The sequence below is a fragment of the Paenibacillus xylanilyticus genome (assembly GCF_047246825.1).
Lineage (GTDB): Bacteria > Bacillota > Bacilli > Paenibacillales > Paenibacillaceae > Paenibacillus > Paenibacillus xylanilyticus_B.
Genome location: NZ_JBFOLB010000001.1, coordinates 2412480 through 2432472 on the forward strand (window position 1 = coordinate 2412480; position 19993 = coordinate 2432472).

Annotated in this window: 20 protein-coding genes; all 20 read right to left on the reverse strand. The window is 41.5% G+C overall.

The genetic code is table 11. From position 1 onward, the window contains the following. Positions 1–210 precede the first annotated feature (210 nt). A complete protein-coding gene (locus AB3N00_RS10685) occupies positions 211–747 on the reverse strand; it encodes an IS3 family transposase (protein WP_413034507.1) in 537 nt (178 codons plus the stop codon). After that, positions 735–1061, reverse strand: coding sequence for a helix-turn-helix domain-containing protein (locus tag AB3N00_RS10690; RefSeq protein WP_413034508.1), 327 nt, complete (start codon positions 1059–1061; stop codon positions 735–737). Before AB3N00_RS10690 ends, AB3N00_RS10685 begins: the two co-directional genes overlap by 13 nt. Before the next feature lie 107 nt (positions 1062–1168). After that, positions 1169–2047: a hypothetical protein gene (locus AB3N00_RS10695; protein ID WP_413035244.1), complete on the reverse strand. Its 879-nt coding sequence runs from the start codon at positions 2045–2047 to the stop codon at positions 1169–1171. 179 nt (positions 2048–2226) lie between these two features. Beyond that, on the reverse strand, positions 2227–2820 hold the full coding sequence (locus AB3N00_RS10700) for a PolC-type DNA polymerase III (RefSeq protein WP_413034509.1): 594 nt from the start codon (positions 2818–2820) through the stop codon (positions 2227–2229). Positions 2821–3082: 262 nt separating this feature from the next. After that, positions 3083–3748 (reverse strand): hypothetical protein, encoded by a 666-nt coding sequence (locus AB3N00_RS10705; protein ID WP_413034510.1) that lies wholly within the window; start codon positions 3746–3748, stop codon positions 3083–3085. A gap of 503 nt (positions 3749–4251) precedes the next feature. Beyond that, positions 4252–5802, reverse strand: a complete 1551-nt coding sequence (locus tag AB3N00_RS10710) for a hydantoinase/oxoprolinase family protein (RefSeq protein WP_413034511.1) — start codon at positions 5800–5802, stop codon at positions 4252–4254. After that, positions 5795–6898 carry a DUF917 domain-containing protein gene (locus AB3N00_RS10715; protein WP_413034512.1) on the reverse strand — a complete coding sequence of 368 codons (1104 nt, stop codon included), beginning with the start codon at positions 6896–6898 and terminating at the stop codon, positions 5795–5797. Before AB3N00_RS10715 ends, AB3N00_RS10710 begins: the two co-directional genes overlap by 8 nt. Then, positions 6899–8164, reverse strand: coding sequence for a cytosine permease (locus AB3N00_RS10720; protein ID WP_413034513.1), 1266 nt, complete (start codon positions 8162–8164; stop codon positions 6899–6901). Positions 8165–8294: 130 nt separating this feature from the next. After that, positions 8295–9824, reverse strand: coding sequence for a PucR family transcriptional regulator (locus AB3N00_RS10725; RefSeq protein ID WP_413034514.1), 1530 nt, complete (start codon positions 9822–9824; stop codon positions 8295–8297). A 361-nt stretch (positions 9825–10185) separates the two neighbouring features. Continuing rightward, entirely contained in the window at positions 10186–10938 is a 753-nt protein-coding gene (locus AB3N00_RS10730) for a nucleotidyltransferase domain-containing protein (protein WP_413034515.1), read from the reverse strand. Positions 10939–11022: 84 nt separating this feature from the next. Next, on the reverse strand, positions 11023–11901 hold the full coding sequence (locus AB3N00_RS10735; protein WP_413034516.1) for a hypothetical protein: 879 nt from the start codon (positions 11899–11901) through the stop codon (positions 11023–11025). A 146-nt stretch (positions 11902–12047) separates the two neighbouring features. Then, on the reverse strand, positions 12048–12572 hold the full coding sequence (locus AB3N00_RS10740) for a hypothetical protein (RefSeq protein WP_413034517.1): 525 nt from the start codon (positions 12570–12572) through the stop codon (positions 12048–12050). Positions 12573–12742: 170 nt separating this feature from the next. After that, a complete protein-coding gene (locus AB3N00_RS10745) occupies positions 12743–13774 on the reverse strand; it encodes a DUF4917 family protein (protein WP_413034518.1) in 1032 nt (343 codons plus the stop codon). A 234-nt stretch (positions 13775–14008) separates the two neighbouring features. Further along, positions 14009–14689, reverse strand: a complete 681-nt coding sequence (locus AB3N00_RS10750) for a DUF2711 family protein (protein ID WP_413034519.1) — start codon at positions 14687–14689, stop codon at positions 14009–14011. Positions 14690–14909: 220 nt separating this feature from the next. Continuing rightward, entirely contained in the window at positions 14910–15149 is a 240-nt protein-coding gene (locus AB3N00_RS10755) for a hypothetical protein (protein ID WP_413034520.1), read from the reverse strand. A gap of 258 nt (positions 15150–15407) precedes the next feature. After that, complete coding sequence (locus AB3N00_RS10760) at positions 15408–15869, reverse strand: SLATT domain-containing protein (RefSeq protein WP_413034521.1); 462 nt, start codon at positions 15867–15869, stop codon at positions 15408–15410. A gap of 163 nt (positions 15870–16032) precedes the next feature. Continuing rightward, entirely contained in the window at positions 16033–17151 is a 1119-nt protein-coding gene (xerA, locus tag AB3N00_RS10765; protein ID WP_413034522.1) for a site-specific tyrosine recombinase/integron integrase, read from the reverse strand. Between the two features lie 213 nt (positions 17152–17364). After that, the gene (locus AB3N00_RS10770) at positions 17365–17700 is read right to left on the reverse strand and encodes a retropepsin-like aspartic protease (protein WP_413034523.1); all 336 of its coding nucleotides are present in this window, start codon (positions 17698–17700) and stop codon (positions 17365–17367) included. Continuing rightward, positions 17690–17953 carry a hypothetical protein gene (locus AB3N00_RS10775; RefSeq protein WP_413034524.1) on the reverse strand — a complete coding sequence of 88 codons (264 nt, stop codon included), beginning with the start codon at positions 17951–17953 and terminating at the stop codon, positions 17690–17692. The genes AB3N00_RS10770 and AB3N00_RS10775 overlap by 11 nt, the downstream gene beginning before the upstream one ends. A 306-nt stretch (positions 17954–18259) precedes the next feature. Then, positions 18260–19984: a helix-turn-helix domain-containing protein gene (locus AB3N00_RS10780; RefSeq protein WP_413034525.1), complete on the reverse strand. Its 1725-nt coding sequence runs from the start codon at positions 19982–19984 to the stop codon at positions 18260–18262. Positions 19985–19993 lie beyond the last annotated feature (9 nt).

Here is a 19993-nt window from a genome sequence, read left to right on the forward strand (position 1 = left end):
TTATTGGTGTATATCTATATAAACGCAACAAAACACCAAAGGTTACAGTAATATTTTGAATTTAACGAGTAAAAAAGTTTCTGACCATACAAAGCGGCCAAGCTGAGAATCCCGTCACCTGCAGGCAGTACACCATACCAGGAACGCAGCAAAAAAAGACCTTCATCCAGAAGTGGTCAAGTCCCTATTTTGTAGACATTGAAAAAGACCCTAGGCGGTAAACTGGCGTCGGTACTCTACCGGCGTCAGTTTTTTTAGTTTCCGTTGTGGTCGTTCTCGGTTGTAAAAACGGATATATTTTTCAATATTAAACAGATCCTTAATGGCCGAAAGGTACACCCAGCGCTCTCCAACCCGGTACTGGGTAATGTCAGTTACCCATTTCTGATTTGGTTTTTCCGCAAAGAAGTCTCGCTTCAAGCGGTTCTTTGCTACACGTTGAGCAGGTGCATACGAACTACTGGAGCGTCGTTTACGACGAATTCGGGATTGAATACCGAGCGTTTGCATGAGGCGAAGCACCTTCTTGTGATTCATCCAAATCCCTTGGTCCTGCCAAAGGAACAACTGAAGCTGCCGATAGCCATATTTCCCTTCATATCGTTGATACGTTTGAAGTACCTGTCTCTTAGCCTTTGCATCGCGATCTATTCGTTTACGTTTTAAATAGGCATAGAATCCACTCCGGGACACACCAAACACGTGGCAGAGTTTCTGGATATCTCCGTATGCTGCTACCTTTTCCATGATCTGAAATCTTTCTTGTTTGCTTCCTCCTTCCAGGTTACCAAGCACTTTTTTAGCAACTCATTCTCCCGTTTCAGGTTTTGCACATACCGGTCTTGATCCATGTATTCTTTTCGTCGACCTCGCTGATCCAGCAGTCCGAACTCGCCTTGTTCCCGGTATTTTCGCATCCATCGCTTCATTCGTCCCGGGTCATTAATCCCCAAATGTTCATTAATCTTTCGGTAAGTCCACCCCTCAACAAGATGTAGACGAATTGCCTCTTTTTTAATCCTCTCCGAATACGATTTAAACTTTTGTCCCTTCATAGCCATACAAAAATGCACCCCCTAGAATTTCATCGGTTAAACCCAGGGGTTTTTCCAATGTCTATTCTAAGGGGTGCACTTCAGAAGGTCCTTTAGTCCTTTAAACTGTAGCATTATAGATTGTGTACGCGATCCACCACCGGCAATCTCATTTTGCCTGCAGCTGTCCATTCCCGAAAACGTACATCAACATATACACAGGGCCGTACATATGAAAACTGGCCAGATTGTTTCGTTATATTCTCTTTCAAGACGGGGTATACCTTTTTCCGGATATCCGGAGTAAGTCCGAATTTCACCATTCCTACGGGAATAAACTCACCATCCCGCTCAACGCCCAATAGCCAAGCAGCTTTTACATTGGAAAATCCAAGGATGACACAGGTTTCTCGCTTGTAGTTTACCACACGTTGCCATAGCTTTTTGGGTCGGCTGTTGGTGTAGTAAGCACTGTTTTTCTGCTTGATGACAATACCTTCAAGCTCCTGCTTCTGAATGAGCTCAAAAAACGGAATAAAGCTATGCTCAATGAATCGGCTTTTGCTTATCTTTTCGTTTTCTTGAACCGCTGTCTGCAGGAGCTCTTTTCGGCTCATCAGATCCAGCTTAGTTACATCCTTGCCTTTGTATTGCAGAATATCAAAAGCAACATACGTTAATCCTGGTGTACCCTGCTTTGGCGGCTTCATTTGGAACCGGCGACTGCAGGCTACAAAGTCTGGCTTTCCTGTGGCCAAATCACTGACTACAATCTCACCATCTATGATTGTTCCCGAATCCAGAGCAGCCTTACGGGCTTCTATTAATTCCGGATACCGTGCAGATATCTCATTTTGATGACGGGAATATAAGCGTGAATCTGGCCCGATCTCCAGGATGCCGCGGATCCCGTCTAATTTCAAATGTTTAGTAGCTCCGCTATATCCCGTTGTTTGAACCGATTTGGCCCATAGGCAAGGGTGTAAACTTCCCTTTGCTTCTTCAAGTTCAATAGATTATGCAATTGAAGGTCGACAATCCGCTCATGCATATCTTCAATGAGTTTACGAGGAACCCCTTTCAGATCCATATTTCAATCGCAGCTGTGATACTATCCGCATTCAATTCATTGACTACTTCCAGATCCGGGAGTTTGAAATCTTCCACCTCTTACTGCCCTTCTTCAAAGTACTTACACAAGCTTTTTAAGCTGAACCTTTTTTATTCTCAATGGTTCTTCTATATTAATTTCATGGATATCTCGTTTCTCATAATCTTTCAATATTTCATAAAAGATTCTTGATATCAGAATACTGTCCCCCAATGCATCATGACGTTTAATATCCGAATCATTGATTCCATAAAAATCAATTAGAAAATTGGTGGAAATCACCTCATTTGTCTCAGGATATAGAAATGTAAACAGTACTTTTGTATCCAGGATTATATTTTCTAACATTTGTATATTATGTCTTTTACATTCATTTACAAGCAACGGCCAGTCATATTCATATCCAGCTTGCGTAACCAAAATTGTTCCTTCACTGAATTTGATAAAATCTTGAAACGTTTCTGCTAAATCAGATGCCTGCTTAACATCTATATTCTTTATTCCAGTTAGTTCTTCTATGACTTCAGGTATTTGCTTTGAAGGTTTAACTAATTTTTTAAATTTTGATTTGACTCTTCCTGTTTCTCCCTCAAGTATTATTGCTCCAATTTGTGTTATCTGGTCTTCTTGTTCATTTGGTCCAGTTGCTTCAAAATCAAATATACAGAATTTCAAAGATTTTATATTTTTTATTGCAATATCAGTTACCGTATATTTCTATGTCTGAAATTTGCTCTATCTTCATCGAGACACCTTCCTTAAAGTAATGCAGTAATTTCAGCTAACGTTTGTGTATTCACGACGCTCGACGAAGTCGAGTGTGTCCGGCTGCCACTGCTTCCCTGCCAACTACATCTGCCGGACCGAGGGGCGAATGCCCCGATGCGTGAACATGGTGTTATGTGATTCCAACGACTTCCTCGAATTACTTATGGGTTTAACGTGAAGCAATCATATACAAATTATATAAATTAGTACATTGGTCAAAACATTCCAGATATAAAATTCTGATTTCATCATTAGAGCATAACTTTAGATAACTTTCTGAATTTATGATCTCTTTGATGGGTAACATCTCAAGATAATATTCCGGGCTATTCTCCTTCATTAAGATATCTTTATATCTACTAAGTACCTTTACATAAACATTATCAATAAGTCGATATTGACACTTACTGAGCTCCATCAGGAAGAATTTCTGTATTTCTCTCGCCAAAAACGAACCATTATTATAGGGAGGAGTACCGAAAAAGCAATTACTTACAGGAGACCTATACCAGTACTGATCTTTGTGCCAATGCTTTGTAACAATAAAAGAGTGCCACTTTCGAATTTCTTCATAACGAGATCCCAACACTTGATAGTGGCTTGAATACAGTCGCTCAGTGGATTGTGATAGCAAGTAATTGATTATTTCTTCATTAGTATTTAATTGTGTGACCTTGGTTATCGAACACCAGCGAATATAGTTATTATCTATTTTTCCCAATAGGCATACTTCTTCACTAGGGCTAACATATATCTCAAAATAAAAATCTTTATTGCTAATATCATAATTCGGCTTAACACTATTCTTTGTTGTAATAAGGTTGTATTCAATCATTATAATGACTCCTTTATCAGAGTTTTCGCTGGTTTCACATAACATCTAATTTATGTACTTCGTAGATACAACAAATTCCTTCCATAATCTGAACTACGTATACGATATCCCCATATTATTACATTAAGAAGAAAAGGTTCAAGAATAAAGGGGGACTTCGAGTAGCCTTAATCTCCCGAAGCCAACCGATCCAGGGACTTTGATTACGCTGGATATTTTTCGTACTACCAAGTTGTTCGCGCAGTCGTTGACCAAGTAGCTCCTTAATGTAGCGAAGATCTGTCCCGTTTTCTAGCAAATAGTGGCAAATGAATGCCTTAATAAATGAATACTAACCTTCTTCACAATTCCTGCGCGTTGTCTAGCTTTAGCTCATAAACCAAGCAATCAAATCGTCTCTTCATCTGCTTCGCTGCTCAGGCTTTTCCGCTCATCAACTTACACCTCGTCGATAACAAAAAAGAGCCCCACACAAGTTATATCAACTCATGTGAAGCCCTCTTTTACTTCATGTTTCCTACGACTTTCACTCGAAGTCTCGTCGCATTTCCTGGATGATAAGCGAGCGGGGTTTCTTCCACTTCCACGAGCTCAACCGTCGCCGGATCGGCGCCAGCAAGTACCGCCTGTTTCACGGCTTTTTCCCGAGCATCTCTTAACGCTGCCTCACGGGGCTCTGTAGAATAGATGTAAATCTGCTCATATTGTCCGCTGATTTGGGCAATACACGCACCAATGGCATTAGCCACGCCCCCGTTCTCAGGCTTAATCATATGGGATACCCCGCGAATGGTGTCCGGAATCACGACACTTCCTCCGCCTACCAACACAAGCTCAACATCACCTGAAGATGTCTTCATTTTATCAATGGTCTGTTCAATGATGGCTGCAATTTCGCCCTGTACCTGTTTAGCAAAGTCTTCATCCAGATGCGCTACCAGGCTCTGATCCCCGACATCTGCAAGACCCAGCCGAACGGCAATGTCCGTAGTTGTGAGCGTATTCCCGCCAAAGACAAGCGCCTCTTGTCCGATCCTGTATCCTACGCTGTCCGGGCCAACTGTAATTTTGCCATTCTCCGAGCGGACGATGCTTCCGCCGCCTAGTCCCACTGAGATAATATCCGGCATGCGGAAATTCGTGCGGATATCGCCAACCTCGACTGCAACCGACGATTCCCTCGGGAACCCGTCCTGCAAAACGCCGATATCCGATGTCGTGCCGCCCACGTCGAGAACCATCGTATCTTTGATTTTTGCCAAATAAGAGGCACCGCGTATGCTGTTCGTAGGTCCGCAGGCAATGGTCAGGATCGGAAACTGTTTAGCGTAATCTACTGACATTAAGGTACCGTCATTTTGGCATAAAAACACTGCTGCATCCGATATGCCTTCTTCTTCTAATGCCTGCACAAACCCCTCGGTTGTCGTTTCAATGACCTTGCACAATGCCGCATTGAGGATGGTCGCATTTTCCCGTTCGATTAAACCAACCGAACCAATCAATGAAGAACAAGAAACAGGAAATTCGGGTCCGTACATTTGATGGATGAGATCGCGAACGTGGAACTCCTGGTCATTTTTAAGGGATGAAAATACGCCGATGACCGCTATGGATTCAATACTACCGCGCCACTCCTCCAGGAGTGCTGTGATTTCGCCTTCATCGACTTCTCCAAGCAATTGGCCATCGTATTCGTATCCGCCCTGTACGAGAGCATATTTACCCGACAGCTTCTGAACCATATCCTCAGGCCAGGACGTGTACGGAGCAACGGAAGCCGTTGCCGGGTACCCCAGACGAATCACACCGACTTGGGCCAGCTTTTTTCGTTCAACAATGGCATTTGTGCATTGTGTTGTGCCTAACATGGCATGTGTGATTTGATTTTTATCAATATTCGCCCCCTGCAGCAGCTGCCGGAGCGAGGTTTCAATCCCTGTGCGAATATCCAGGCTTGTTGGGGATTTCACCGCATGGATCAACTGATAATCCTCGTTCAAAATGATGGCATCTGTGTTGGTGCCGCCTACATCGATCCCGATTCTATACATTCTCAGCCACCGCCTTTTTCACCATTTCCTCAAGTGGTACATAATCGTAATCATAGCCGAAGTATCTTGGACCTGCCGTCTGGATTCCCTTATCCGTTCTCCACTTTTCATGAGCGGGCAATCCAATAACCCGTACGCGTTTGCCGTATTTCAGGCTCTCTGTGGTCACAGGCAACAAGGTTTCGTAATCAACCAGACAGATCAGATCGGGCGTCATCGCTACCACCTGACCGTTCTTTTCAGCAATTAGGTTTTCATTTTGAAAATGAACCTTCATCTCTCCGGCTTTAAACGCCTCGATGCCTTCAAGATGCATGCAGCCGAGATTAAATCCGCCCTTGGTTTCACGAATGACATCCACAATTTTCCCTTGAAATAGCTCATAGCCGGATACCCGTTTCAACAGTTCCTGAAGCTTGTCCTTGGCATCTCTGTTCTTCGATGTAATGATTGCTCCGATCTGTTCGGACAGGGTTACGATATGATGAACGCCACTCTGCTTGATTTGTGCACCCGTTGCCGGATACAGGCTGACTAAAGAACTGGCCCCCATTTCGACTGTAGCCACCCTGGCGAGCCGTTCTGTCCATTTGTTGTCAATGGTCTCAAAGATGCCAATATTCCCTTTCTCATCCGTTATGGCCATGGGTGTCGCTGGAATGCCGTCCAGGTTAAACGTCACCATCTGAAGCTCCGGAAACGCCCGGCCCATACCGTCACAGTCGATCAGGGGCAATCCCAGCTGTGCCGCAACAACAATAGGAATCATGGAATTGACGCCCCCCGCTTCCATCGGAAACGTACCCGCAATCTTGTCTTTTCCTAAATAATTCGCTAATTTCTGAAAAACCTTCACAAACTCGTCCCCGCGAGGGAATTTCTCCACTAATACGGAAGGCGCCCCCATCATCGCGGCTGGAATGAAAAAGTCCTCATCCCCAATCTCGTCCACGGAATATAATTTGACAGGTCCAAACTTCTTAATGGCCGAGAGAGCCATCAATTTTCCGATATAAGGGTCTCCACCTCCACCCGTTCCCAGAAATGCTGCTCCGACGGCAATATGTTCAACAGCTGTTTCATCTAAATATCTCATTTATGATTCCTCCAATATAACAGTCTTCTGAGCAAATAAACGATAGCCGATATAATATATGACAAAAGAAATGACAATTCCGGTCAACGGCTGATTTGGTATCTGCGGCAGGCTTGGGAACAAGGATAACACGACAGGCGTGCAGGCAATGATCGCGCCCACAAGCCATGAGACAACGCCCAGCACGTTCACACCCTCAACCTCTTGCCAGCGTCTCTTATCCCCTTTGCCAAGCACCCAATACGAAGCAATCATCACGCCTGCCACTGGCGGAATCATAGCCGACAGAATGGACATGATCGGAGTAAAATAGTTAAGTATGCCAAGGACAGCGAGTACGGTCCCAAGGGTTCCCGCAATGCCGACAGCCCACTTTTCTTTCTCCTTCGAAACGTTGAACACGTTAATTAAGGCAAAACCACCTGAAATCACATTCACAAGATTCGTTTTCCATGTAGCCAAGATTAAAATCACACCGCCAACAAACGGCGTCATGATACTCAAAAAGGTGGCTGTGATATCGCTGGCTTGGTAAGCAATCGTCAGGACGGCTCCTGCACCAATCATCAGCAAGCCTGCCGGAACAATCCCGAATAGAGCGGCTTTCAGGACATCAGACCGTTTTCTCGAAAATTGCGAATAATCTCCCGCGATGACTGCCCCCAGCGCAAATGAACCTAGGGTTACTGCCAGTCCGTCGGTAAAATTCATAACGGCCGCAGGCTTATAATTTTGGATGATCTGCAGAGAGTCCCCAGTCAATGCTTCGATCAGACCGTACACGCTGATTCCGATTAATAAAGGGACGGCAATATAACTGATCACCCGCAGCACTTTAATGCCGTACATGGCCGAAACGACCATCACGAGACCGCAGATGAGTGATGCCAGCGGTACAGGAATATTAATACCGATCTCGGCTAGCAGATTGGCCAAAGCTTCCCCGCATACATTCGCCTGGATCCCGAACCATCCAAGACACGCAATAGCGAGGATAATGGACAAAATCGTTCGAGACCCTGTTTTGCCAAACACCTGACCTGCGACCTGAACCGTCGGCCTTCCCAAATCCGTGCTTTGAATCCCCTGCAAAATCATGAGCAGCACAATAATGGAGTAACCTGCTAACGTGACAAGCAATACATTCGATACTCCCATGCCAGCAATCAGCGCATTCCCTACCAACAAACTCGGGATGCTGATGACTGCGCCAGCCCAGATGATCCCGAGACTGAACCAGGATTGATGCTCTTTAACGGCTTTCATATGATCCCCCCAATCCTGTTCGTTCGAATATTGTTTTCTTATTGTAAAAGATGAAGTAGGTCAGCGTCTTTTTCAGAAAACAAAAAAAAATCCGATGTTTTTGTCTTATTGGACAAAACATCGGAACTTTTTAGTCATGAATGAGACGGTAGACCATGCAGGCGGTATAAACATCGTACGATTCGGAATTGATGGTCACATCATATCCGATGAGCTCGCAAATTTTTTTAATGCGATATTTCACCGTATTTTTGTGGACGAACAACAGCTTGCTGCAATCATCCATATTCCCCTTCGCATCCAGCAGAAAAGTCATCAGGGTTTTCAACGCGTCAGGGTCGTCCATAATTGGCTCCATGACAGACAAGCATTCTTCAGCGATTTCTTCCCCTTGTTTACTGAGGTCTATGGCTCGTTTCATGGAACGAACTTCAGCCGCGGTATATAGTTTGCGGTTATGATAAATGCGGTGAACCTCTTTAGAGACTCCGTTTACGAGCTGATACATTCGGCGTACGTCCTGTGTGTTGCGCATTCTCGGAGAATAAACGATGCTTGATATGTCAGCGATGAGGCTCGTCGTTTCGATATAATCCGCTGCGATTTCAAACTCATTGTATTTATAGGAACAATTCCCTAGCAACACGACAACGCAGTGATCGATCGTTTGAATGACCGCGGTTTTATAATATTGCAAGAGATGCACTTTTAAGTCTTCCCTTACCCTTCTTTCCTCCGACAAATCCCGAATGTACACGAGCCACATCATTTGAATCCCGGAAACGTCAATATGGAGCAAACTGGCCAATCTGCGCATTTTTTCGCTTTCATCATTCACGATGGCTTTAACCAAAGCGTACTCGCTGACCTCATTGTGCTTATCTCCCCACAAATTGATGGCCACTTGCACCACTTCGCTGATTTGATCCATCGTCTTCGGAGGCAGCTTTGTATTCTCTTTAATGAGAAACAGGTAAAGGATCTCTCCGTTTTTTTGATGAACACGTTTGTATTCAACAAAGCAGGACGAATCCAGCTCGCCTTCTCCCATTCTGCCGTTCAAAATGGAAGGAGCCATGGACCGGATCAGACTCGTCACATCAAGAGATGAATTGCGCGGCCACATGACACGATTGATGATATCCAGGTTGCTGTTTGTCAGAACGATGTTCGCTTTCATCCGGTCCGACAGCAGTTTAAGGGTAATTTCCACGCTCCGCAAATGTTCCGGCAGCAGCGAGACCTTTTCCAATGATTCATTCACGAAATGCTCATTCACCTTCTGATTGCTTACGATTGCCTCCATGGCTTCATAAATGACTTCATTATACCTAAGCGAGTAATCGTTTCTCGGCATGCAAATGATAATAAAATCCAGCGATTCTGCCAGCTCAAGCACTTCATCGGCGATATCCGGCAATACAATGCCAACATAATACAAAATCAATCCCATTTCACCAAGGTCATGCAAGTATTGAACTGTTTGACATTGCTGCTCCACGCTGTCCTTAATGGAATAAAAAGAGCTGATGACCAGCTCTTCAGCATACCATTCCTCTTGAACGGTTTGAATAATTTGCGAAAAGAAATTGACATCCGCCACTTCCAACACAGATAAAGAGGAAACGGTCTGATGAAGCCTGCTTGTGCCAGTGATCACCTGAGCTCCTCTAAATGAAGGAAGCTGCAGTAAATCTTTAACGGTTACCCCAATTCAACCACCACTTTTTTGTTCAATTCATGCTGCTATGTTTCAATCTGTACGTAATCTGTATCTATAATAGATCATTTCATCCAGAAGGAGTTTCTCTTCGTAAAAGCTTGTTAAAACCAGGCTATGATGCGTGGCTTAACGAAGCAGCCTAAGATAGCTCTCATTATATATTAGTATAACCCTCGCTATGATAAGTAACCAAGTGAGTTCCCTGGCCAACTATGAAATTTATTGCATACTCGGCTTAGTCCACTAAGATGCTGAGTCGGGTATCGAGCCGTATCGATAACGCAATTTGAAAACTGCTTTATGATTTTCTCATTGCATTTAGAGCGTTTTCAAAATAGCTATAGACTTCATCTGCAATTCCCAGAAACTCTTCAACAAGTACATCACTATCCAAGTAACAAGCATACAGATACTCAACTAAAGCGGAGTCAATCTCGCAATACTTTATTATGGCATTCTTCATCTCAATAATGTCATCTTGCCATACACCTGTATCTACTATTACCAAAGAGTATAATGCACGAATTAATCTCTTCGAATACCCTTTAATATATCTAGTTTTCAGCGTGTGATCACTAGCAGTAGAAAGTGAACGTCGTACACGATCTACTTCTTCCTTGGTCTCTGTATTTAAGTCTAGAATGAAATCTGGAGAAATAATGATCGGTGGTACTTTTTCACCAATGTCATCACCATATAGGCAAACACAGATGATCTTAACCCAAAAACCCCACTCATTCGGTTTATTTAATACATCTTCAATTGAGCAAATGATCGTATCAATCTTAGTGACTATTGGATATTCTTTCAAAAGCCTGTCTTTAATATTTGTCAATCTTTCGTAATCAATATCTTTGGGATTTACACAGACAATAGTAAAGTCCGCATCTGACTTAAAAGGTTTAGCCGTTCCTTTGGGAATCGAGCCACACATATAAATGCTATGAATCTTACCTTTAAATTCGGTAAGGATCTGATCTATATACTTATCAACAATATCCTTATATTCACTTTGTATTTCAATTCTATTTATAACTTTTTCTAGTATCATATAGACTCCTCCTAAACTAAGGTTTTCTTTTGGCAAACATTCCTGCATTCACGACCTAGCGAATGCTAAGTGTCCGGCCCAGGTTCATATTGGCGGAAGAATCCTCAACATAACATCTAATTTGTCATCATAATTTTGGTGCTTATGCCAAACTTTATTGGAAACAATTTTGCATGAGATCATAAAGTTATAACTAACATTCTCTTCCGAAATATGTATGATTAAAGAAGACATGTTATTATACTCTTGATTTATATTACCCATAACACTCCATGTAATTGTATAATCTTTAGCATCGAAAGTAGGATCAATTTCTATTTCAAGTCGATAAGTATCACCAGGTCTTAGATAATTTTTTATTTCACCCTGTAAATCCCAAATGACCCCAGTGCTTGATGAAATTAAGTCATTCCTATATTTTTCGTTTCCTAAAGAATCGGAAGCTTTAATAATCTGAGGCACATTATAATCCATCCCTATGTTCTCCCTTAAATAATAGTTCTTTAACGAGTCAATTACGTCATTAATATAACAAACCACCTGTTCAGCGTTTCTAATGGATATTGGATTAGCATGAGATAAATTATTTCTAGTCGGGGCTAGTCTGTTTAAAAATGTTCGTGCTTCCTCAAGTCCATCGGGATAAGCCTCTTGAAGCGGATCCTTAAAAAAAGTTTTATAAAATTTGGGGTTACATATAATATTTACAATGTCCTCTAGTAATAATGCATCAACTATTCTACTATATCTTCCTGGTCTACTCTGTATTCTACTTGTAACTTCTTCCCGTATAGACTTCTTGAACAGATAATTTCCATCGGAGTACATATAGTTAATATAATTAGCACCAAAATGTTTCATGAAAATTTCATGGATAAGCCTTCTAGTCCAAAATTCAAATATTTCAATTTGTTGCTTACATATTATTCTGAGTTCTTCATTTGTAAGTTTAAGAAATAGCATTTTATCATTCCTTATAAAGTAATTTCGCCTAACGTTCCTGTATTCACGACTCAGCGTATGCTGGGTGTCTAGCGAATGCCGGACCTAGAACGAATGTCCACAGCGTGAATATTATGTTATGTGACGTGCTATGCTTCTTAAATTCTCTACAATATATTCTCTGTCTTCTTTATGAATTCTTTAGTCACTACTCTGTATTCAGATACTAAATCTATAAGTAGTGGATCCTCTAAAATATCTGGACTGATAAAATCTCTTATCCATTCATCGTAAACAAGCGCAAGGTCATATGCTTTATCCAGATTAGGAACAGGTTCCAAGTAATTTAGATCCCTATGTGCAGAATAACTATTACGAAATTTAGTTACCTTCTGCCAGTATTCTTTCCATGTAGTTGAATCCATTTTTGCTTTGTTAATAATTTCATTTCTATCCTCATTATTTAATCCAATGTGTTTCCAATGTGTCGGATTACTTGTATCACTGCCAAAAACCATAAACCAATGGTTTAAGGATTGAAGATAATGGGCATTGATTGTGTAGTCAACAAATGATTTATATGTACCTGCCTTGCTACTTAATAAATGAAGTTCTTTATAGCTGATGTAGTAATAAAGAAAGTCTCTTATAACTGGCATTTGTCTTGAAAAAACATCAATGTTATAAGACATTCTGAACCCCTCCTCATTTGTATTGTGGCATTTCACATAACGTTCCTGTATTCATGAACCCCGAAGGGGTTGTCTGCTGAAATTCCTCTTCGAAATTCATCCAGCAGACTAAGGCTCCACAGGAGCCGCAACGTGAATATTATGTTATATGTTGTCGACACTTCAAAGAGCTACTCAAATAATTCTTCCATTTCAATATTCTTTAATGATTCAAAAAAACTCCTCGCGTCAAAAAATCCCACCTGAATTGAGGTGCCTTGAAAATGTCCTATTACCTCATGAATAATCCGTTCTTTATTACTCACATCATATATACCGTAAGCAATTTTTTGAATATCCGATTTTTTGATCGCATCAATTATATGTTTGTCACTCTCTTTATCAAGAGACTGTCCGTATATCGTTAAAGCTTTAGACGTTTTCATTAATGCTCGATAGCAAAAGCTTAAATATTTGTTGTTTAAAATCTTATTCAACTTTTGCTTCCAACTGCCTTCTGATATGTATAAAGGAAAGTATCCCGACTCGTACGTTTCCGTAATTGTATCTAGTAGAGGTAGATCAGTTCTTCCAACTGGATTTCGTTTAGTAGTTATTTTGATAATTTCCCCTTTATCCATATATAAATGTAGTGATCCATGAAGGTAATAAAGTCTTACTGGATTTTTATCTGACGAGACTCCTGGTCCAGCACCAAAAATTATCATTTCAGAGTCTTTGTCATACCCAAAGCTGTCTCCTACTGCTCTAACTTTATTAACTTTATTCAATGCCCAATAGGCTAATAAATCATAATTCGTGGTAAAGACCTTCTCTTGAAAAAGCCTAAATGTTGTTTTAAGATCATTATCTTGATCTATAGTAAGTTCATGCGGCTCAGGATGTACTTTTCGTACTGTTTCTATTAATGCACTTTTGATTCTCTCATAGCTCTCTGCAACACTTACAAAATCTATATTAAATATTTTGTTGGTATTGATTGAAGTACCTAAAACACGAAGAGCATGCTCAAAGTTTGTCGTATTTAATTCTCCAAACAAATTAATGTCTTCATCTATAAATAGTTCTTTTGCTTCTTCAAAAAGATTGCTATACATAAATCTACTACCAAAGTTAATGGAAAAGCCGTTTCCGAATAGTAGGTTAGAGAGATATGTTTTATCGTTCTCTACTAATTCCTCGAATGTTTTTAATTCCTCCATGTTTCTATCACTCCTGTATGATTTGTCGATTGCATATAACGTCTCTGTATCTGCGAACCCGAGAGGCTTAAAGGAGCGTAGTGACTGGGTCCGACGGACTTAGCCTCGCAGGGTTGTGAGCTGATTCCACTTCTCTGCTATTACTTCTTGCGAACCAAGGGCGTAGCCCCAGCGTAGATACTATGTTATAGGATGTCAGTGACTTCTTTGAATCATCTACATATCGAAGTTTATTTACTTAAGATACCAATTAATCATTGTATCTTCATTACATTCAATCGCTTCCCAACCTGCACTAAGAATTGTTTCCTTCGTGTTTATATCATTGGTTAACATGAGTGTAATAAATGAATCATAAACACTTAAAAATGCTGTATCATTAGTTTCGTCTGTTACAATAATTTCTGAAGGTGCCATTTCATAAAAGTTTTGAATTGTAATATCATCTATTAGTATTTCGCCACTTGTATCAAATATCGGCTCTGAGTATTGAATTTTTGTAATTCCCCTTGATTTAAACACTTCAATTATTGTTGGAATTAAGAACTGAGAGATCTTATCTTCGTTAGGCAAATATACGTCTTCTTGCAACCCTAGTTTAAGTTTCTCCATTAAATCAGACCTTGCATAGAATTTATTTAATGCTGATATGTATGTTTTCATCGCTAAAGCTAAACTTCTTAAATCTTCAAGTTCAGTTAGCTTTAATATTTGACTCCACAAAACAGGTTTACCATACTCAATTATTTCCTCATTTGTTGGGTATGTATATTCAAGGCCACTAATTTTTTTATTGTTGTACCAGCCTTGCGGCATTTGAATAAAAGGATTAGTAATGATTAAAGCGTATTTATATTGACCTTTGACCTGATTTAATATTGATGTTTCGTCATCAATCCATATGTAATCAAGCATTTAATTACATCCTTTATTTTTATTGATTTGCGCTGATTTCCTATAGCGTTCCTGTATTCATGAATCCCGAAGGGGTTGTCTGCTGAAATGCCTCTTCGAAATCCACCTCGCAGACCAAGGCTCCAAAGGAGCCGCTGCTTGAATATTATGTTATCCGATGCTGCTGACTTCTTTGAGTATTATAACAAATCATACTTTTCTTAATTAACTACTCTTTCTTTTATTTAACGGGTTTATAAATCCGATCTGTATCCGTGTCTATCACATAATCTATTTCAAGACTTTCGGTCTGTTGTACTTCTTTAAGGTTTAAATATTCTTTTAATTTCATTGGTATGTCTTTTGTTGTAGAACACCTTTCTTTTGCTTTTACATAGCTTTCCGATAGTTCTTGGTGACTAACATCCCGGTCACTAGCCAATACACACTGTATGTAGTAACCATCAATTTCAATGATCACGATAGATTCTCCCATATCACCATAATTTACATCTTAAAAGCTTTGATCTATTAAATATTTTCTTCTCCATATCTTTTTATGCACTCTGCTCTTAATCATTCATATTAAGGCTTTGGCGGTTTCGGATAACGTTCCTGTATTCATGAACCCCGTAGGGGTTGTCTGCTGTAATCCCTCTTCGAAATCCATCCAGCAGACCAAGGCTCTATCGGAGCCGCTGCTTGAATATTATGTTAGGTGAAGTTCATTGAAATCCTCTCAATTTGATTTAGAATTGTTATTCTCATAAGATACTTTTACAGTTTCAACTCGAAAATTATGAAATTCAGTTCTTATTTTCTTGAATTCTTCAAAAAAAGCCTTAACATCCGACAACTGATAATCTTCTAATTCTTTGCCTTGTTTATAAAATTCTATATCTTGTTTCAAATCTGTTAATTTAACGTAGTATTCGTGTTCTTGAACAGATTTAGAAGCGTGGTTATATAAGCTTTCAATCGCAGTAACCCCGGTAAGAAGAGCAGACAAAATAAATCCTACAGTGCTTCCCCAAGATATATCTTTTATTCCTAATATAATAGTTGTAAAAATACCTAATGAAATAATGAATACCTTCCATATTCTAGCTTTTCGACGTGTTTTCACAAATTTAGGTCTAATATTTTTTATCTTTTCCTTTAAATCCATTTCTATCTTTTCAATTTTTTTAACTGCTTCCATGTGACTGCCTCCAACTCATCACTTCGAATTTCACCTAACATCTAATTTATGTACTTCGTGAATACCACACATCCTGTACATTATCTGAACTACGTCTATGATAACCCAAAATGTTACATTTGCGTAGAAAAGGTTGGAGATAAAGGGAGACTTAGAGTAGCCCTCAATCCCCCAAATCCATCCGATCCAACGGGCTTTGAATACGCTGGATATTTTTCGTGCTAACATGCGTATAACGCTGAGTTGTTCGTGCACTCGTATGACCGAGTAGCTCCTGAATGTATCGTAGATCTGTCCCGTTTTCCAGCAAATGAGTGGCGAAGGAGTGTCTCAGAGCATGAATACTTACCTTTTTCTCAATTCCTGCACGTCGCCTTGCTTCTTCAAACACCTTCTGCACGCTCCGCTCGGTAAGATGTCGTTCAGAAGATTGCCCCGGAAACAGCCAACGATTGGGTCTATATTCAGCTATGTATTTCTGCACCATATCCCAGGCGAGATTTGAAAGAAGCGTCCTCCGATCCTTGTGCCCCTTCCCCTGTCTCACGATGATTGTTTTTCTTTCAATATCCAGATCGCTGCAACGCAGACGCACAACTTCGCCTACACGAAGCCCGGAAGAATAGGTCAGAAACAATATGGCCTTATGTTTAGGGTTGGTTACGGATTTGAGTAATTGAGCAACTTCCTTTTCGGACAGCACTTGTGGAAGCTTGGTCTGCTTCTTGGGACGAATATACTGGATATCCGTAGGTTGAAGGAGCACATGTTTGCAATAGAAGCGGAGCGCGCTAATCGTCTGATTCACACTTGAATGAGAGATCCCTCGCTCAAGCAAACCTAAACAATACGTCTGAACATTGGATTTAGTCACATCCGTACTTTTAAGTGGAAAGCTACTCAGAAAACGTTCGACCTGATTACAATACGCTTTAATCGTTTTGCGGCTGTATCCTCGTAACTTTAGCGCCTTCTGCAACTGTTCTTTGCTCCATGACTTGTTGTTTCCTCTACTAGCTTTCCATTGCTGTAGATCTTCGTTCTCAACCCATAACTCCGGGGTAATCTGAACATCATTTGGATCGAACTGATTCATGAACTCCTGAACAGCAGCGATAGTGTAGGGAATGATCCATACTTTCAGTTTGGATTCCCACTTTCTTCCCGTAATCTGGCAAATGCGCTGAATATATGCTGGGTTGTATGGGATGCGAATGTGCAGTGAGTCTGTGGAACCTTTCGTTATAGTAATCTTCTCTTCATATTTAGCATGTTCATTCATCGGAAACTCTCCCTTATTTGCATAGTTATGTTTTCTCCGAAATTCTGAGAAATAAAAAAAGGAAGGATCTCTTCATCCCCAATAGGGAATCAGATGACCTTCCGATGCTTTCGGACAGTTATGATATATAAAAGTAAAGATGAGCACAGCAAGTTCAATAGCAAATCGCCAATCCATTTTAAAAATTATTTATGTAGTTCTAATCTCTTTAAGTCAATAATAAAATTTTGTTGTTTTAAAATATCCAATCCGAGCAGCCCTTTGATCTTTAGGTAATATGCCTACATCTATCTCTATATTCTGAATGCTGTCTGTGCCTATTTCAATGCTATCCATAATTTTGGTGTAGAAAGGATTACTCCCTCCAATTCCGTATGCTTCATATATGGAATCCCCTGCTTCGTAGGTCACGCCAATCTCCTCTAAAACATCAGGACTAATGATCTTATGTGATGAACCTGTATCTATAATTACATCATCTATTTTCAGTGTTTTTCCTCTATACGTAACGGCAAGTGACGTTGTAATTAACTGACCATCATAGTTCATTTTCATTCGTATTACGTCTCACTCTCATTAATGGATCTCTGCGGAGGTGGATCACAAAGTCTTGATTCGAAGTATGATACACGATGTTCCCGGGCTCTACCTGAAAAAACTCTTTATTCGCATCTTTTTCTGATACAGTGCGAATGGGTGCAACTTCATCAACTATTTTTTTGTTGTCTTCCTCATGATAATCAATGATGGAAACCAGAACATATTGGTCAGGGAACAGTTCTCTAACTTCTTCCCACTTCATGTATCTAACCTCCAGCTTTTAGTATTGGTCCTACCTTCTTTATTTTAACATAACCCCGATCATATAACGTTCGGTCATTCGTGACATCCCCAACATAGACCGATGTGTCTGCTGATCCGGCTCACCTAGGTATGTTGAATGTACAAAGAAACCGTCCCTTTGGTATGTGGTTGCGCACACTTCCATTTTACAAGGAACGGTTTCTTTTGTTTTATATTTTTGATGATGGAGCTGTACCTATTTTTTTACCACTTACAGGACAGCTCGCAAATAACTGGATGCTTCTCCTCAAAAATAAACCACCTCTCAAGCCAACAAAGCCTGAGCGATCTGATCGATAATGCCATTGATGCCTGTGGGTCCATAACAACCAATCCATGTCGCGGCATCTACCGAGTATATATGCTGTCGCTCATTCGTATCCAGCATCCCCCAGACACTTTGCTCTGTCGCTGACATTCCCTCCTGCATCATTTCACTGCTAAGCAAAAAGTAGTGGCTGGCATGTACAGCCGGTAGTCTATCGACTGAAATATGATAAGCCGTGTCGGAAGGATCGGCTACAAATAACGGAGCAGGCAGACCCAGGTCGCGATACAGCACAGCACCTGTACGGTGAGAGGCTGTATGTACCCGTACCATGGACTCAAACGGACGAATCAATGCCACGCTCTTGCCTGCCAGTACTGGAGCAAGTTCTTCTGACAGCAATGCAGTTCGTCGATGATAATCCGCAAGTATCCGCTTGGCCTCCGCTCGCTTGCCTGTCAGTTCACCGAACAGGCTCAGAATGGTCTGCCAGCTCTCATTGCGCTTAAACATGAGAACTGGAGCGATCCGGATTAACCGTTCATAATGTGGTTCATGCACCTCGGTACATATAATCAGATCCGGAGACAGTCGTTCCACCGCTGGCAGATCGGGGTACTCATACGTTCCGAGCAATTCGGTATTCTGAAGTCTTGCCCGAATATATTGAGGGAAATGGAACGCCGCACTTCCCGCTCCTACACTTCCTGCCGGGGGCATCCCAAGCGCGAGCAAATGATCCGCGTATTGAACATCAAGTACGGCGATACGCCTTGGAGATGTGGTGACATTATATTGACCTCGCATATGGCAAATTACGGGGCCATGTGACGACTCATACCAAGATGCCATGCGGTTCTGCGGCAAGGAATACACAGAGAGAGCGCTGGCTCTCGAAGCAGCAGTTTGTCTATAGAACTGCGGAGGTACTCCATGATATTTCTTAAACGCCCTGCTGAAATAATACATATCACGATAGCCCATTCTGTCAGCAATTTCGCCGATGGGAGCATCCGTATGACGCAGCATCCGCGATGCACTCTCCATCCGCAGCTGGATGACGTACTCCATCGGTCCGAGCTGCTTCTCTTGTTTGAACCGTCGCTGCAGCTGTCTTACGCTGCATCCCGCAAGTGCGGCCAGCTGTTTCAGCTCCAGATTCTGGCGATAATGCCCCGCTATATACGCAGCGACAACATCCACCATGTCTGATGCTGTCCCGCCCTGACCACGTTCATACTCCATAATGAGTTCGTAGAGCATCCCCTGCAGCAGTGCATTGGCGTGAAAACGTTCCAGCCCTTCGCCCCTACTCCATTTCGCTGCAATTTTCTCAGCCATTTGAACCCATTCCGCCTGAGTTCCCGGGTGCTCAACAAACGAAGTACGCAGCGGGTGATTGCGGTGCGAGGGCAAAACAAGGGAGACTCCTTCCATGGAGACTGCCTTATACATGATCAAGATATAATCCATGTTGTCTAAGGTGGCTGTCAGTGTAAAGGAGGATCCCTCTATCACATGAACAGCAAAAGAAGAAGCTCCAATGTGGCAAACCTCACCATTCATTGCAAGCTCCCCTTCTCCGCCGCCTGCCAGTAGCAACAGATTTGATGTTAATTCGGTTTTGCTAAGACTACTGCCTGGCTGCAACGTACCGCTATGCACGTCAAGCATCTTGATCGTCGTATTACTCCATAGACTTGTCTGTTCTTGCAGCGGCATTTCTCTCAT

Excerpts from the sequence above, each read along its gene's own strand:
- AB3N00_RS10690 (WP_413034508.1), bottom strand. The coding sequence starts at position 1,061 with ATGGCTATGAAGGGACAAAAGTTTAAATCGTATTCGGAGAGGATTAAA.
- AB3N00_RS10720 (WP_413034513.1), bottom strand. The coding sequence starts at position 8,164 with ATGAAAGCCGTTAAAGAGCATCAATCCTGGTTCAGTCTCGGGATCATC.
- xerA (WP_413034522.1), bottom strand. The coding sequence starts at position 17,151 with ATGAATGAACATGCTAAATATGAAGAGAAGATTACTATAACGAAAGGT.
- AB3N00_RS10685 (WP_413034507.1), bottom strand. The coding sequence starts at position 747 with ATGGAAAAGGTAGCAGCATACGGAGATATCCAGAAACTCTGCCACGTG.
- AB3N00_RS10770 (WP_413034523.1), bottom strand. The coding sequence starts at position 17,700 with ATGAACTATGATGGTCAGTTAATTACAACGTCACTTGCCGTTACGTAT.
- AB3N00_RS10715 (WP_413034512.1), bottom strand. The coding sequence starts at position 6,898 with ATGAGATATTTAGATGAAACAGCTGTTGAACATATTGCCGTCGGAGCA.
- AB3N00_RS10750 (WP_413034519.1), bottom strand. The coding sequence starts at position 14,689 with ATGCTTGATTACATATGGATTGATGACGAAACATCAATATTAAATCAG.
- AB3N00_RS10735 (WP_413034516.1), bottom strand. The coding sequence starts at position 11,901 with ATGCTATTTCTTAAACTTACAAATGAAGAACTCAGAATAATATGTAAG.
- AB3N00_RS10740 (WP_413034517.1), bottom strand. The coding sequence starts at position 12,572 with ATGTCTTATAACATTGATGTTTTTTCAAGACAAATGCCAGTTATAAGA.
- AB3N00_RS10780 (WP_413034525.1), bottom strand. The coding sequence starts at position 19,984 with ATGCCGCTGCAAGAACAGACAAGTCTATGGAGTAATACGACGATCAAG.
- AB3N00_RS10760 (WP_413034521.1), bottom strand. The coding sequence starts at position 15,869 with ATGGAAGCAGTTAAAAAAATTGAAAAGATAGAAATGGATTTAAAGGAA.
- AB3N00_RS10745 (WP_413034518.1), bottom strand. The coding sequence starts at position 13,774 with ATGGAGGAATTAAAAACATTCGAGGAATTAGTAGAGAACGATAAAACA.
- AB3N00_RS10730 (WP_413034515.1), bottom strand. The coding sequence starts at position 10,938 with ATGATACTAGAAAAAGTTATAAATAGAATTGAAATACAAAGTGAATAT.
- AB3N00_RS10775 (WP_413034524.1), bottom strand. The coding sequence starts at position 17,953 with ATGAAGTGGGAAGAAGTTAGAGAACTGTTCCCTGACCAATATGTTCTG.
- AB3N00_RS10710 (WP_413034511.1), bottom strand. The coding sequence starts at position 5,802 with ATGTATAGAATCGGGATCGATGTAGGCGGCACCAACACAGATGCCATC.
- AB3N00_RS10705 (WP_413034510.1), bottom strand. The coding sequence starts at position 3,748 with ATGATTGAATACAACCTTATTACAACAAAGAATAGTGTTAAGCCGAAT.